Here is a 14,292-nt window from a genome sequence, read left to right on the forward strand (position 1 = left end):
TAAACTATCAATAGGAGGCCGCCGATTTGAAAAGAAAACCTTTCTCAAAATTGAGCTTTATTCTCTCGTTTCTTTTAGCTTTTTCGTTTCTAATTCCAGTTTCGCCTTCTTCGCAAGCAAGCGTTGGGAGCGGAACATGGGAATCCCCTTATGGAGTAAATCAGGCTATTGAACAGCAATCCGAAACAAACAAATCTGTTAAAGGATATGTCGTTGGTAAGCCTGTATCCAGGGCATCGATCATTACTGGCAATTACCCTGATGATTATGCTCTTGCATTAGCAGACAATCCTTCTGAAACCAATACTTCTGAGATGATTTATGTGCAAATTCCTGCAAATTTTCGAGCTTCTTTTGGTTTGAAAAGTAATCCAGATTTAAAAGGGGAACAAATAAAAGTAACCGGATCTCTAACAGATTATTTTTCCCATGCAGGTGTCAAAAGTGTTACCCGGATGGAGCTGGACGAAGAAGCCGATAATCCGGCAGATCCAGATCCGATTGATCCTCCCGATCAGTCTAATCCTGACATTGATACCTATTATGAAAATGCTGCCGGAAAAAGCGGAGAGGCTTTAAAAGTTAGTTTGCATGAAATTATTGACGATCACACTGAGCTTTCGTATTCAGAAGTTTGGGATGCCTTGAAAAACACGGATGAAGATCCGGCAAATGCAGGCAATGTCCTATTACTCTATTCAGGACGTTCACAATCCAAAAATACGAACGGCGGCGGAGTAGATGACTGGAACAGAGAGCATGTATGGGCGAAATCTCACGGAGATTTTGGGACATCAATGGGGCCGGGCACAGATATTCACCATCTCAGACCAACAGATGTAACCGTTAATAGTTCAAGAGGTAACTTAGATTTTGATAATGGCGGAGCAGAGAATAGGGAGGCTCCAGGTAATTATTATGATAGTGATTCCTGGGAGCCGCGTGACGAAGTAAAGGGTGATGTGGCCAGAATGCTCTTTTATATGGCTGTCCGTTACGAGGGAGACAGCGGAGAACCTGATCTTGAATTAAACAACAGTGTGAATAACGGATCAAATCCTTTTCATGGAAAACTATCGATCTTACTAGATTGGCACGAACAAGATCCTGTTGATGCGCGTGAACAAAGACGAAATGAGATAATCTTTGAAGAATATCAATTTAATCGAAATCCTTTTATTGATCATCCTGAGTGGGCGGAGGAGATTTGGGGATAAATCAAATTCTATTAATAAAAAATTGCTGCGCTCAGCGTCGGAATTTGTCGAATAATCGATATATTGCAATTTTCGAAGATAATTGAGTCGTTTTCGAAGATAAAAATGGAATATCGAAGATATATTTGAAAAATCGAAGATAAGCTTGCAAATCCGATGGTTCATAGACCTTAAATAGTGTTTGCTCTCGCCCGAATAAAAGTCAAAGCTGTTCATATATGTTTATTTTTTCAATAATAACTAAAAGACGCTGGGAATGTCCTGTTATCCCCAGCGTTTTTTATATTAGCAATGGCAAAAGCCGTTTTTTCAGATCTAATGAGTAAAACATTTTAAATCTCAAAAAGGCTTATAATTTTTTGTTTAAAATCTTTTAACTCTGGAAAGTCCTCGAAGTTAGAAAGCATTCCTTGAATAACAGGAACTCTCGGCTTTTCTAATTGTATCTCTTCCTTAAGCACATCAAGTGTAACGGTTATATTTTCATAATCGGGATTAGAGGAATAGTTGCTTTTTAACATCTCAATCTCCTCTACTATCTTGTCTTTTTGCGTTGATTTCATTTTTTCCTCAGCAAGCATTATTTTTTCTATTAAGGTAGGAGGTAATACTGGCTTTTCTTCAGAGGATAATAAGCCTTCGACAAGGTCATCACACCGATTCAGAATAAACTTTGATAAATTTACATGGTTAAAGCCGGTGACTTTAAACATGATGAGCTCTAGATAAGAGTGAACAATACCTTGGAGGATGATGGTTAAGTCGAGAATAAATGGTTTTACCTTATCACCGTAAATTTTCTCAAAGTTATTCCGATAAGTTTTTATCGATTCCAGCCGCATGTTTTGCAATAACTCACCAATCTCTTTATTAATGGGGATTGCATGTTCACGGTGCTGCATAATAATAAACTCTCGGTGGCTTTCAATTTCTGAAAAATAACAGGCTAGCTGCTTAACAAACGTTTCCCTAGCAGATAAACCTTCTTTTTCTATGTCATTCATCTTTTTGTGAATTCGACCAAAGTAATATTTGAAGATTGAAAAAATTAACGCCTCTTTAGACTTGAAATATAAATAAAAAGCACCCTTCGAGATGCCTGCCTCTGACGCAATTTCTTGAATGGGAGTTGAGCTTATCCCTTTTTTAGCGAAAAGCTTCATTGCAGATTCTATTATTAACTTTTCTTTTTCCTTCATAAAACGTCTCTCCTATACATTCCACTTCTTCTATTATGACTGATTGGTCACAGAATTGAAACCATTTGTGAATTTTAAATAAAAAATCCTACAAAAGCATTGACTATTGACCGACTAGTCATTTATATTATGATATGTTATGACTAGTCAGTCAAGGAGGAGCACAATGAATAGGATTATCAATTTTTCTTTGAAAAATAAATTTGCCGTGTGGCTGCTAACAATTATTGTCACAGTCGCTGGGATTTATTCAGGCTTGCAAATGAAGCTGGAAACCATCCCGAATATTAATACACCTATTGTCACAGTAATGACTACTTACCCTGGCGCTACCCCAGAAGAAGTGGATGAGAAAGTATCAACCCCAATTGAGAGGACCCTTCAAAATCTGAATGACGTCAATGTTGTAAACTCCACTTCTTTCCAAAATGCTTCTTCTATTCAAATAGAATACAGTTTTGAAAAAGACATGGATGAAGCGGAACAGGAGGTAGAAGAAGCCCTTACTTCTATCAAGTTTCCGGAGGGTGTACAAGAGTCAGAGGTTTCAAGACTTAGCCTCAATGCTTTCCCTGTAATGGCGGTTAGCATTTCAAATAGTGAACAAACACTTGCAGAATTAACAAAAGAAGTCGAGGATACGATCCTTCCGAAATTGGAAGGGATTGAAGGAGTTGCCTCCCTTACTCCTTCAGGTCAACAAGTAGAAGAAGTTCAGCTTACCTTCAAACAAGACAAGATGAATGAAATGGGACTGGATGAAGAGACTGTTCAAAATCTTATTAAAGGGGCAGATATTTCTCTCCCATTGGGCCTCTATACATTAGACGAAAAACAAAAGTCTGTTTTAGTAGACGGTAATATTACATCACTGGATGATTTAAAATCACTTGAGATCCCTGTGATGCCTTCTGGGGCGGGGGGACAGCAATCTGGACAATCGCAGCAAGAAGAGCAAAGTATACCTGAAGCAAATGGTCAACAGGCTATGCAAGGTCAACAAGGAGCAGCGGAGCAAACTATACCTGGGGCAAATGGTCAACAGGCTGCGCAAGCTGAACAAGGACCAGCAGAACAAAATGCTGAGGCCCAACAAAATATTGAGCTCCCTACTGTTACTTTAGAAGAAATCGCAGATATCAAATTAGTTGGCGAGGCAGAATCTATATCAAGAACGAATGGTAAAGAGGCAATTGGTCTGCAAATCGTAAAAGCAGCAGACGCAAACACAGTTGATGTTGTAAATGCTGTTAAAGATGAACTTAATCAATTCGAAAAAACAAACGGTGATTTAGAAATCGTTACCACCTTCGACCAGGGAGAACCAATTGAAGAATCTGTTAACACAATGTTAAGTAAAGCTATTTTTGGAGCTGTTTTTGCGATGATCATTATCTTGTTGTTCTTACGGAACTTCCGAACAACTGTGATTTCGGTCATTTCCATTCCACTTTCTCTATTAATAGCAGTATTAGTTCTTAACCAAATGGATATTACATTAAATATTATGACGCTTGGTGCGATGACCGTAGCTATTGGACGGGTTATTGATGACTCTATCGTGGTGATCGAAAATATTTACCGGCGTATGTCAATAAAAGGAGAAAAGCTAAAAGGAAAAGATTTGATCCGCGAAGCAACAAAAGAAATGTTCATGCCGATTTTATCATCGACCATCGTAACAATTGCGGTCTTCCTTCCGTTAGGTTTAGTTAAAGGAATGGTAGGCGAAATGTTTTTACCTTTCGCATTGACGATTGTATTTTCTTTACTCGCCTCTCTTCTTGTTGCGATTACGATTGTTCCAATGATGGCTCATTCTCTCTTTAAAAATGGAGTCAAAGGAAAACAAGTTGACCATGAAAAACCAGGGAAATTATCAGCTTTCTATAAAAGTGTATTGAATTGGTCGCTAAACCATAAAATCATCACATTTTCGATTGCCATTTTAATGTTAGTTGGAAGCATGGCGTTAATCCCGGTTGTTGGGGTAAGTTTCTTACCTTCAGAGGAAGAAAAGATGGTCATCGCAACTTATAATCCTGAACCAGGTCAAACTCTTGAAAATGTTGAGGAAATCGCAACAAATGCTGAAAAATACTTTCAAGGTCGAGACGGAGCGGATACAATCCAATTCTCATTAGGATCTGAAAACCCAATGAGTCCTGGAAGCTCAAACCAAGCCATGTTCTTTGTGAAATATCGTGATGACACGAAGAACTTTGAAAAAGAAAAGGAAACTGTTATTAGCGATCTTCAGGAGCAGACGGGCGTGGGAGAATGGGCTTCCCAAGATTTCTCCTCAAGCGGAGCATCAAACAGCTTAACTCTTTATGTATATGGAAACAATATGGATGATATTGAGCCTGTTGTAAATGATATTCAAAAAATGATGGATGATCAATCTACACTTAAAAATGTAGACACAAGCATCTCTGAAACATATGAAGAATACACATTGGTTGCTGATCAAGAAAAGCTTAGCAAAGAAGGGCTTTCAGCAGGACAGGTTGGAATGGAACTGAGCCAAACCCGTGAGCGTCCGGTTCTCACAACGATTGAAGATGAAAGCGAAGAATTAACGGTCTATATTCAAGAGGATGAAGCTGGATATGACAATATCGATGATATGCTTGACCAAACAATTCAAACCCCTCTTGGCAAAGAAATAGCTGTAAGAGATGTAATGGAAGTAAAAGAAGGAGAAACATCTGATACAGTGTCCAAGCGTGATGGGCGATTCTATGTAGAAGTAAGCGGCGAAATCACATCAGATGATGTAGCCAAAGCTTCTGCAGACGTACAGGCAGAAATAGATAAAATGGAAATCCCATCAAATATTGACGTATCTATGGGCGGGGTGACAGAAGATATTCAAGAATCCTTTACACAATTAGGATTGGCTATGCTTGCAGCAATTGCCATAGTCTATCTGATTCTTGTTATCACCTTTGGAGGAGGACTTGCTCCATTTGCGATTTTGTTCTCTTTACCATTTACGATTATAGGCGCAGTGCTGGCCCTGTTAATTTCAGGAGAAACCTTAAGTATTTCTGCATTGATCGGTGCATTAATGCTGATTGGTATTGTTGTCACCAATGCCATCGTATTAATTGACCGGGTTATCCATAAAGAGAATGAAGGACTTTCCACTCGGGATGCGATCCTCGAAGCTGGTGTAACAAGATTGCGTCCAATTCTAATGACAGCCATCGCTACTATAGGAGCTCTGATTCCTTTGGCATTAGGACTTGAAGGAAGCGGTCTGATCTCAAAAGGACTTGGGGTTACTGTTATTGGAGGACTAACTAGTTCGACATTATTAACCTTGCTAATTGTACCAATTGTTTATGAGCTGTTAAGCAGGTTTATGAAAAAGAAAAAAGATCTGAAGAAAGAAAACGCAGCATAACGATTCTAATGGAGAGTATCGTCAAGGGCAGGGGCGGTGCTCTCTTTTTTATTGCTCTGATTAAGAAGATCAATAGGGACAAAAAAACTCTATATGTACTTGTGATAGGCGCTTTAGGATATCATTAAGAATCGTTTAGTATCAGCAAATTTTCCTGAAGATATGAAGGACAAAAAGAATGTTTAAGATCCACATTGATAACGAAGCTTTGCTGAATAAGGAATTTTTTAAAAGAAATCATAAGAGGATGGAACCTTTTCCATTATAGAAAAATGGTGTGCTCAAAAAAGAGGGAGGCCATTAATGTAAGCCTCCCTAAGTTAATTTCTCTGTATTAAAATTAGAATACTTTTGTCGTCCATGATTCACAATTCCATACATCTGTCACAAGACCTTGATAAAATTCTGGCTCATGGCTAATGATCAGGATTGTACCTTTATAAGCTTTTAAGGCCCGTTTAAGCTCGGATTTTGCTTCGACATCTAAGTGGTTTGTCGGCTCATCCAGCACAAGGATATTTGTTTCATTGTTGATCAATTTACATAATCGGACCTTAGCTTTTTCTCCTCCGCTTAATACCTCCACCTTGCTTTCAATATGTTTGGTTGTAAGCCCGCATTTTGCAAGTGCTGCTCGAACCTCATATTGAGTAAAAGAAGGAAATTCGTTCCAAACCTCTTCAATACAAGTATGATGATTGGCTGTTTTAACTTCCTGCTCGAAATAACCGATTTCTTGAAAATCCCCGCGTTCAACCTTACCTGAGAGTGGCTTGATTTCACCTAAAATACTTTTAAGCAATGTTGTCTTCCCAATCCCGTTAGCGCCGACAAGTGCAATTTTTTGTCCACGTTCCATACGGAGATCCAGTGGGCGGGAAAGAGGCTCGTCATACCCGATGACCAAGTCTTTTGTTTCAAAAATCAATTTACTTGGAGTTCTTGCTTCTTTAAAGTTGAACTCTGGCTTCGGCTTTTCTTTTGCCAGCTCAATAACATCCATCTTATCGAGTTTCTTTTGGCGGGACATCGCCATATTTCGGGTGGAAACACGTGCTTTGTTACGAGCGACAAAATCCTTGAGATCAGATATTTCCTGCTGCTGCTTTTTGTATGCTGCTTCCAGCTGTTGTTTTTTCACTTCATAAACTTGAAGGAAATTATGATAATCGCCTACATAACGATTCAATTCTTGATTTTCCATATGATAGATCAAATTTACAGCACTATTTAAAAATGGAATATCATGTGAAATTAAGATAAACGCATTTTCATATTCCTGAAGGTACCGTTTTAACCATTCGATATGTTGTTCATCCAAATAGTTGGTAGGCTCATCAAGTAAGAGAATGTCCGGCTTTTCCAAAAGCAGCTTAGCAAGCAGCACCTTTGTTCTTTGACCGCCGCTTAAATCCTGAACATCACGTTCCAGGCCAATATCAGTTAATCCAAGGCCGCGGGCGACCTCCTCTACTTTAGAATCTAAAGTATAAAAATCATTGTTTGTTAGTGTATCTTGGATCGTGCCCATATCTTCTAATAATTTTTCTAATTCTTCAGGAGAAGCAGATGCCATCTGATCACAAATTTCATTCATTTCCGTTTCTAAATCAAATAAATATTGAAAGGCTCCTCTAAGTGCATCTCGCATGCTAAGGCCTTTTTCAAGAACTGTATGCTGATCGAGATAGCCGACACGAACCTTCTTTGACCATTCTACTTTTCCTTCATCAGGCTCAAGCTTCCCCGTAATAATATTCATAAAGGTTGATTTACCTTCACCGTTTGCTCCAACAAGACCGATATGCTCTCCTTTTAATAAACGGAAGGACACATCGTGAAAAATAGCTCTATCACCAAAGCCATGGCTTAAATTTTTAACTGTTAATACACTCATGCAAAACACCTTTTCATCTATTATAAATTTCCATATTCAAATATAATTATATCGAAGAAATGAAGCAGATAGAAGAAAACTTTTTTCCATCTCTAGAAGAATGGTAAACTATTGATAATGAATATACCTCCTACATAAATGAAACAAGTTTGAATAAATTTTTAAATAAAGAGGGCGTACAATGGAAAATGATATTTTATATATTAAGAATGCAACCAAGAGGATAGGATCAAATGTAATTTTAGATCAAGTGAATTTTCAGGTAAAAAAAGGAGAAATCTTTGGACTGCTTGGACCTAACGGGTCTGGTAAAACAACGCTTATCCGCGCGGTGGTTGGGCTTGTTCAATTAACGAAAGGAGAGGTGGAAATTAGTGGTATTAATTTAAAAAGCCATTATGAAGAAGCCATCTCCCATGTCGGTGCGATTGTTGAAAATCCAGAGTTTTACCCGTATTTAACCGGCTATCAAAACCTAGTTCATTTTGCAAATATGCACGGGAATATTACGAAAGAACGTATTAGCCGCGTTATTGAACTAGTTAACCTATCTGACTCAATTGATGATAAAGTCCAAACATACTCTCTTGGAATGAGGCAGCGTTTGGGAATTGCCCAAGCAATCTTACATGAACCAAGCCTATTGATTTTAGACGAACCAACAAATGGCCTTGATCCAGCAGGCATGAAGGAACTTAGAACCTATTTGAAGAAGCTGTCAAAGGAAGGAAATGTCTCTATTATTATTGCGAGCCATTTACTAAAAGAAGTAGAAGAGCTTTGTGATCGTGTTGCGATTATTCAAGATGGAAAAATTCTGGCTGTGAAACCTGTGCGGGAATTTGAAGAGACTGCCCTGCTAAGTGTTTATTTTGAACTGGACAGGCCAAAGGAAGGCTTAAAGGTGGTTAAAGATAAAATGAAGCTTGAAATTTCTGCTGAAAAAGATGGTTTTTTCATGCAGCTTACAAAAGATGAGATTCCGGAAGTCAACAGGCTGCTAGTGCAGGAAGGGATTAATGTTTATAAAATTAATTCTTCATCCCAATCACTGGAAGATATGTTTCTCGAGGTAACTGGAGGCACCCTGCATGCTTAAATTAATTGCAAATGAACACATGAAGATCGCCCGCAAAAGAAGCAGCCAAGTGCTGGTGATCACTTTTATTTTTATCCATATTTTACTTGCATTGATTATCAACAGTCTTCTGCAAAGTGCAGGAATAGCAGAAAATGTCGTTGGGTATTTATCCTTTAGCTCTGGATTTTTAATCATGATTCAATTTTTCTCGGCCATTTTTGCTGGTTCGATTGTGGCAAAGGAGTTTGACTGGGGGACAGTGAAGCTTCTGCTTATACGACCACACACTAGATATAAACTATTATTATCAAAATACATCACATCTCTATTAATCGGCGGTTACTTTATCCTGTTGTTTTTCGTATTATCCTTTATTTTGGGTTCTATTCTCTTCGGGTTTCAAGGCTTAGGACAAAGCAGTCCTTATATAAACAGCGTGCTTAGCAGCTATGGAGTTGTTATGATCGAAGTGATCATGATCACGACATTTGCATTTGCCTTATCAACAATCTTTCGAAACAGCACACTTGCGACAGCAGCTTCCATTTTTATCATTCTAACTGGAAAAACCGTTGTTGAACTTCTGGCACACTATGATATCAAATGGGGAATGTTCCTTTTATTCGCCAACACTGACCTTGGGCAATACTTTGACGGAAAACGACCTTTATATGAGGAAATGACGCTCCCATTTTCAATCATCGTCATCGTTGTTCATCTCCTTATTTTTTTACTCGCAAGCTTTTGGACATTTTCAAAAAGGGATGTATCTATATAAAGTGAACCGTCTGCAGGAAATGCGGGCGGTTTTTAAAATGCAGATATAGGGATCGATTCAAAAAATAAGTCTATTTGTCCTGTCTTACGCTCATAAGCGGGACAATTCTTAATACACCTGTTCGGATCTAGGTAAACCCTGCAAATCCTGCCTGCTTCATGGAAAAGTTGCCTCTCATCCGAATAATTGTACCGTTATCGAAAAAATTTCACGCTTCTCCCAATGGTTGCACCTCTTCTCAAAATAATGACTTCCACAGAATGCTCACACTCCAAAAATACAAATTTTTTGACCCTTTAACACTTAATACATTCTTCTTATTATGCTCTACTACGTTCTTTTCCCAGACTCACCATTCACTACATCCCAAGCCCTATACAAAATTAAAGCTAGCGCTCGTTATGGGAATTTTGAAAACTAGGTAGGATAGACATATAGAAAGGAGGAAATAGACGATGAAAAAAATCGGTTTACTTATTGCAGGTGTTATCGCGGCGTTAATTCTTCTTGGAAGTATTGGACCATTAATTGGCATGATAATCAGCCTGGCTGTTGGTTATTTTGCATTTAAAGAGTTTGTAAAAACGGATTCCAAATTTGCAAAAGTTGTTTGGGTGATTATTGGTCTTATCGCAGTTACGATTACAGCTTCTAACTTCCCAGCGATTATTGCCGTAGCAGCAGCTTATGTGCTGTACCTTATATATAAAAACTGGAATGGAAAGAAAGAAGTTGCAGTTGAGTCTGATGATCCATTCACAAATTTTGAAAAACAATGGGCTGAGATCAAAAAAGGTTAAAGAAAATATTTAGAGGAGTGTTGATAGCATGGCAAACTTATTTTCCCGAATTAAAAACTCAATCGAAGCAGATTTTCATGATATTTTAGACAAGAAAGAGCAAAAGAATCCAATTGTATTATTGAATCAATATTTGCGTGAGTGTGAACACGAAACGGAAAAGGTCCGTAAGTTGCTTGAACGCCAATATTTATTGAATGGTGAATTCACAAAAGAGTTCAATCAAGCGAAGAGCTTAGCAGATAAGCGGAAGCGTCAAGCAGAAATTGCTTCTCAGGCTGGTGAAACAGAGCTTTATAACTTTGCCCAGCAAGAGCATTCGCACTATGAAGCGCGTGCAGAGCGTCTTGAGGAGTTACGAAATGAAGCAGTAAAGCAGCTTGATGAGTTAGAACGGAAATATGAAGAAATGAAGCATAAGTTAAAGGATATGCACATTAGAAGAATGGAATTAATGGGCAAGGAAAATGTATCAAGGGCTAATCACCGTATGGATAAAATTCTGCAAACAAATGATGAAACAAATAGCGCATACTCTCGTTTTGAGGAAATGGAAACCTATCTTGACCGTCTAGAGCACCAAGTAAACACAAATTACCATCGCAGCACAATTGATGCAAAAATTGCTAATCTTGAACAAGAAATGAACAAAGCAGAATCACATTCTTAATAAAACATGGTATTCTATAAAGGCGTGGGTTTCTGCGCCTTTTTCCCCTTATTTTCTAGCTTGCTGGGTTAGTTGAATGTAAGTATTTATGATGAATTTTATTAAATAAAAGATTATATTTAATAAAGAACAAAAAGTGTTTGAGGTGGTTAATTTAATTAAGAAATCTGCTCTTTCGCCGATTTCACCTATTTCCACCTCTCACATCTGACTTCTAGAAGCGGAGGTGGTCTGCATGTTGAAAAATATGAAAACAGATTCAGTTGGATGGATTATTTTATTAGGTGTCATAATATTGCTTCTTGAAATTTCATTTCAAGATGAAGGCCTCTTCTTATTTCTAGCAATCTTAGTTGGCTGTATTTACTTTGGGAAAAAAAGATTACACCGAACCATTGGTAAATTGTTATTTTGGTTTGGGGTTATTATGTTGACTTTCTCGCTGCTGAGTACGATGGCATTTAAATTCTTTCTTTTTGCCATTCTTATCTATGTATTAGTTCGCTTTTCTAAATTAAAGCAACACCCTAAGAAAATCGAACCTGAAATCATTGACCCAGCCCAAGGCAGACGAACTGAGCCTTATATTCGCAAGGAGCCATTATTTCAAAATCAATTATTCGGACGTCAATCAACATCAAATTCTGTTTATGAATGGCAGGATATTAACATTCAATGTGGAATTGGAGATACAATTATCGATTTAAGCAACACGGTGCTGCCAAAAGGAGAAGTAGTCATTGTCGTGCGGAATTTAATTGGGAATGTCCAGGTTAAGATTCCATATGAAGTAGAGCTAAGTGTTCACCACTCTGTTCTATTTGGATCATCGAAAATTTTTGGGGAAGAAGATGCAAAGGTGTTTAATCAATCTATTCTTTATAAAACACCTGGTTTTGATGATGCCCCTCAAAGAGTGAAAATTGTTACCTCGTTGATCATTGGCGATTTAGAGGTGGCTCAAATATGAATACAGTGTTCAAGCAGGTCATTTTAAGCGTCTTTCTTTCACTGTTTTTATTTACGGTATTATCTATTGCCTATTTTACTGTGTTTCCGTTAACAGATTGGACGTATTTATGGGAGCAAAAAATTATAGACTTACCGTTCATCGTTGTTTTACCTGTAGTAAGCATCCTTTTAGGAAGTGTATTTGGACTCGTTTCCGGGTTTTTATGGCAAAAGCAGCTTCGGGATGTAGACGGAGCCCTTCAGCAGCTCGAACAGGGCAGACAGGTTGAAGAATTTGAATCCAGCGGTACAACAGAGCTTGAGTCCATTTGGTTTAGGATAAAAAAAGTTCAGAATCAAATGGCAGAACAAACGAAGCTGTCCCAAAAGCTTGCGAATGAGAAAGCGGAGGATCAGGAACGAAGGGTACAGGAAATTGTCTATCAGGAGAGGCAAAGACTTGCAAGAGAACTTCATGATTCAGTCAGTCAGCAATTATTTGCAGCCTCTATGCTAATGTCAGCGATTAATGAATCAAGAAATCCTGAGGATGAACGAGAAACCAAGCAACTAAAAATGGTAGAAGAGATGATTCATCAATCACAACTTGAAATGAGAGCACTGCTCCTGCATTTAAGACCTGTTGCCTTAAAAGGGAAAACGCTGCAAGAAGGAATGGAAGAGCTTCTGGCTGAACTTTCTCAAAAAGTACCTATGGAAGTAAAATGGAAATTTGAAGAAATTGAGCTTGATAAAGGGATTGAAGACCATTTATTTCGCATCCTGCAAGAATCTGTTTCAAACACACTTCGTCATGCAAAAGCAGAAAGCTTGGATGTTTTACTGATTCAAAGGGACAATTTTATCATTTTACGAGTAGTGGATGATGGGATAGGTTTTAATATAGAAGAAGAGAAAACAGGTTCTTATGGCCTTCAAAATATGTATGAGCGGGCAGTGGAGCTAGGGGGAGCATTGAAAGTGGTTAGCTTGCCCAAGAAAGGGACAAGACTGGAAGTTCGTGTTCCAATGATAAAACACGTTGAAAAAGGCGTTTCAGACGATAATTCTTAGAACTCCAATTAGGGAAAGAGCAGAGTTTTCGCACGCAGCCTTTCCGTCAAACAAAGGGTGAAGATAATGATTAAAGTGTTATTTGTAGATGATCATGAAATGGTCCGTATCGGTGTCTCCTCTTACTTATCCGCTCAAGCAGATATAGAAGTGGTAGGTGAAGCTGAGAATGGCAGGCAGGGTGTGGAGCTTGCATTGTCTCTTAAACCGGATATTATTTTAATGGACCTTGTGATGAAAGAAATGGACGGAATTGAAGCGACTAAGGAGATTGTTGAACAGTGGCCGGAAGCAAAGATTATTATCGTCACAAGCTTTTTGGATGATGATAAGGTGTATCCTGCATTAGAAGCCGGGGCAACGAGCTATATGCTAAAAACTTCTAAAGCAAGCGACATTGCTAATGCGGTACGGACTACCTTTCACGGCCAACCTGTGCTGGAACCTGAAGTTACAGGGAAAATGATGCAGAAAATGAGGCAAAAAGAGGTTCAGCATCCGCACGAGGAGTTAACAAATCGAGAAATGGAAATTCTGCTTTTGATGGCGCAGGGAAAAACAAATCAGGAAATCGCTGATGAACTATTCATTGCTTTGAAAACCGCTAAGACACATGTAAGCAATATATTGAGCAAGCTCGATGTGCAGGACCGAACCCAAGCTGTTATCTACGCCTTTAAGCATTCATTAGTGAAATAGTCATTGGAGGGATCGACATGTTTTCTATTTTTCGAAAAAAGTGTGCGATCTGTAAAAAGAAAGCTGCTCAGCCAAGAAAATATTATGATGATCAGCGGAAGCCTATTGTCGTCTGCTCGGCATGTGTTTCTTATGCAGAGAGAAGAGCTTTTCAAAAGAGGGGCTTTTAGTAAAGGATTTTTCTTTATAACATCGTATTATTGACTCGCAAAAATTTGCTTTGCTCTTAAAGTTCCATGTCAACAATTTTTTATAGGATAAGTAAAACAACCATTAAAAAAGATTACTATAGATTATAGATGGGGTTCATATGAACTCAACTGGGGATATGCTAATGGAAAAAGCATAGTTAAAGGTATTTTTTAATTATCAATAAAATGATATCTTATAAAAATAGTGAAACGCAGGATATATTCTGCGTTTTTCTTACTTTTAAAAATCTCTTCCAAATGAGAGAATAGTTGATTGGGCTTTCACGCCATGTTGACCAAAAAAGTTTACTCTAAAAAGGTTC

11 protein-coding genes are annotated in these 14,292 nt (G+C 38.2%); 9 read left to right on the forward strand and 2 right to left on the reverse strand.

Annotated elements, in window-relative coordinates; genetic code table 11:
• The first annotated feature begins 26 nt into the window (after positions 1-26).
• On the forward strand, positions 27-1,217 hold the full coding sequence (locus IC621_RS26965; protein ID WP_318153004.1) for an endonuclease: 1,191 nt from the start codon (positions 27-29) through the stop codon (positions 1,215-1,217).
• 332 nt (positions 1,218-1,549) lie between these two features.
• On the opposite strand, the gene IC621_RS04910 is transcribed toward IC621_RS26965, so the two are convergent.
• The gene (locus tag IC621_RS04910; RefSeq protein WP_191156334.1) at positions 1,550-2,416 is read right to left on the reverse strand and encodes a TetR/AcrR family transcriptional regulator; all 867 of its coding nucleotides are present in this window, start codon (positions 2,414-2,416) and stop codon (positions 1,550-1,552) included.
• 166 nt (positions 2,417-2,582) lie between these two features.
• Here IC621_RS04910 and IC621_RS04915 point away from each other — a divergent pair, with 166 nt between their 5' ends.
• Entirely contained in the window at positions 2,583-5,828 is a 3,246-nt protein-coding gene (locus IC621_RS04915) for an efflux RND transporter permease subunit (RefSeq protein WP_191156335.1), read from the forward strand.
• 340 nt (positions 5,829-6,168) lie between these two features.
• Here IC621_RS04915 and IC621_RS04920 read toward each other — a convergent pair whose 3' ends face one another.
• Positions 6,169-7,725, reverse strand: a complete 1,557-nt coding sequence (locus IC621_RS04920) for an ABC-F family ATP-binding cassette domain-containing protein (RefSeq protein ID WP_191156336.1) — start codon at positions 7,723-7,725, stop codon at positions 6,169-6,171.
• A gap of 181 nt (positions 7,726-7,906) precedes the next feature.
• Here IC621_RS04920 and IC621_RS04925 point away from each other — a divergent pair, with 181 nt between their 5' ends.
• The 7 genes from IC621_RS04925 to IC621_RS04955 all read left to right on the forward strand — a co-directional run bounded on the left by IC621_RS04925 (position 7,907) and on the right by IC621_RS04955 (position 13,778).
• Positions 7,907-8,824 (forward strand): ABC transporter ATP-binding protein, encoded by a 918-nt coding sequence (locus tag IC621_RS04925; RefSeq protein ID WP_191156337.1) that lies wholly within the window; start codon positions 7,907-7,909, stop codon positions 8,822-8,824.
• Complete coding sequence (locus IC621_RS04930; RefSeq protein WP_191156338.1) at positions 8,817-9,584, forward strand: ABC transporter permease; 768 nt, start codon at positions 8,817-8,819, stop codon at positions 9,582-9,584. Before IC621_RS04925 ends, IC621_RS04930 begins: the two co-directional genes overlap by 8 nt.
• 455 nt (positions 9,585-10,039) lie before the next feature.
• Positions 10,040-10,384 carry a lmo0954 family membrane protein gene (locus IC621_RS04935; RefSeq protein WP_191156339.1) on the forward strand — a complete coding sequence of 115 codons (345 nt, stop codon included), beginning with the start codon at positions 10,040-10,042 and terminating at the stop codon, positions 10,382-10,384.
• Positions 10,385-10,412: 28 nt separating this feature from the next.
• Complete coding sequence (locus IC621_RS04940; protein ID WP_191156340.1) at positions 10,413-11,054, forward strand: PspA/IM30 family protein; 642 nt, start codon at positions 10,413-10,415, stop codon at positions 11,052-11,054.
• A gap of 235 nt (positions 11,055-11,289) precedes the next feature.
• On the forward strand, positions 11,290-12,024 hold the full coding sequence (liaF, locus tag IC621_RS04945; protein WP_191156341.1) for a cell wall-active antibiotics response protein LiaF: 735 nt from the start codon (positions 11,290-11,292) through the stop codon (positions 12,022-12,024).
• Positions 12,021-13,079 carry a sensor histidine kinase gene (locus IC621_RS04950; RefSeq protein ID WP_191156342.1) on the forward strand — a complete coding sequence of 353 codons (1,059 nt, stop codon included), beginning with the start codon at positions 12,021-12,023 and terminating at the stop codon, positions 13,077-13,079. Before liaF ends, IC621_RS04950 begins: the two co-directional genes overlap by 4 nt.
• 66 nt (positions 13,080-13,145) lie before the next feature.
• Entirely contained in the window at positions 13,146-13,778 is a 633-nt protein-coding gene (locus IC621_RS04955) for a response regulator transcription factor (protein WP_191156344.1), read from the forward strand.
• Positions 13,779-14,292: the final 514 nt, after the last annotated feature.

The sequence above is a fragment of the Metabacillus arenae genome, from assembly GCF_014773385.1.
Lineage (GTDB): Bacteria > Bacillota > Bacilli > Bacillales > Bacillaceae > Metabacillus_D > Metabacillus_D arenae.

Excerpts from the sequence above, each read along its gene's own strand:
- IC621_RS04910 (WP_191156334.1), bottom strand. The coding sequence starts at position 2,416 with ATGAAGGAAAAAGAAAAGTTAATAATAGAATCTGCAATGAAGCTTTTC.
- IC621_RS04915 (WP_191156335.1), top strand. The coding sequence starts at position 2,583 with ATGAATAGGATTATCAATTTTTCTTTGAAAAATAAATTTGCCGTGTGG.
- IC621_RS04920 (WP_191156336.1), bottom strand. The coding sequence starts at position 7,725 with ATGAGTGTATTAACAGTTAAAAATTTAAGCCATGGCTTTGGTGATAGA.
- IC621_RS04925 (WP_191156337.1), top strand. The coding sequence starts at position 7,907 with ATGGAAAATGATATTTTATATATTAAGAATGCAACCAAGAGGATAGGA.
- IC621_RS04930 (WP_191156338.1), top strand. The coding sequence starts at position 8,817 with ATGCTTAAATTAATTGCAAATGAACACATGAAGATCGCCCGCAAAAGA.
- IC621_RS04935 (WP_191156339.1), top strand. The coding sequence starts at position 10,040 with ATGAAAAAAATCGGTTTACTTATTGCAGGTGTTATCGCGGCGTTAATT.
- IC621_RS04940 (WP_191156340.1), top strand. The coding sequence starts at position 10,413 with ATGGCAAACTTATTTTCCCGAATTAAAAACTCAATCGAAGCAGATTTT.
- liaF (WP_191156341.1), top strand. The coding sequence starts at position 11,290 with ATGTTGAAAAATATGAAAACAGATTCAGTTGGATGGATTATTTTATTA.
- IC621_RS04950 (WP_191156342.1), top strand. The coding sequence starts at position 12,021 with ATGAATACAGTGTTCAAGCAGGTCATTTTAAGCGTCTTTCTTTCACTG.
- IC621_RS04955 (WP_191156344.1), top strand. The coding sequence starts at position 13,146 with ATGATTAAAGTGTTATTTGTAGATGATCATGAAATGGTCCGTATCGGT.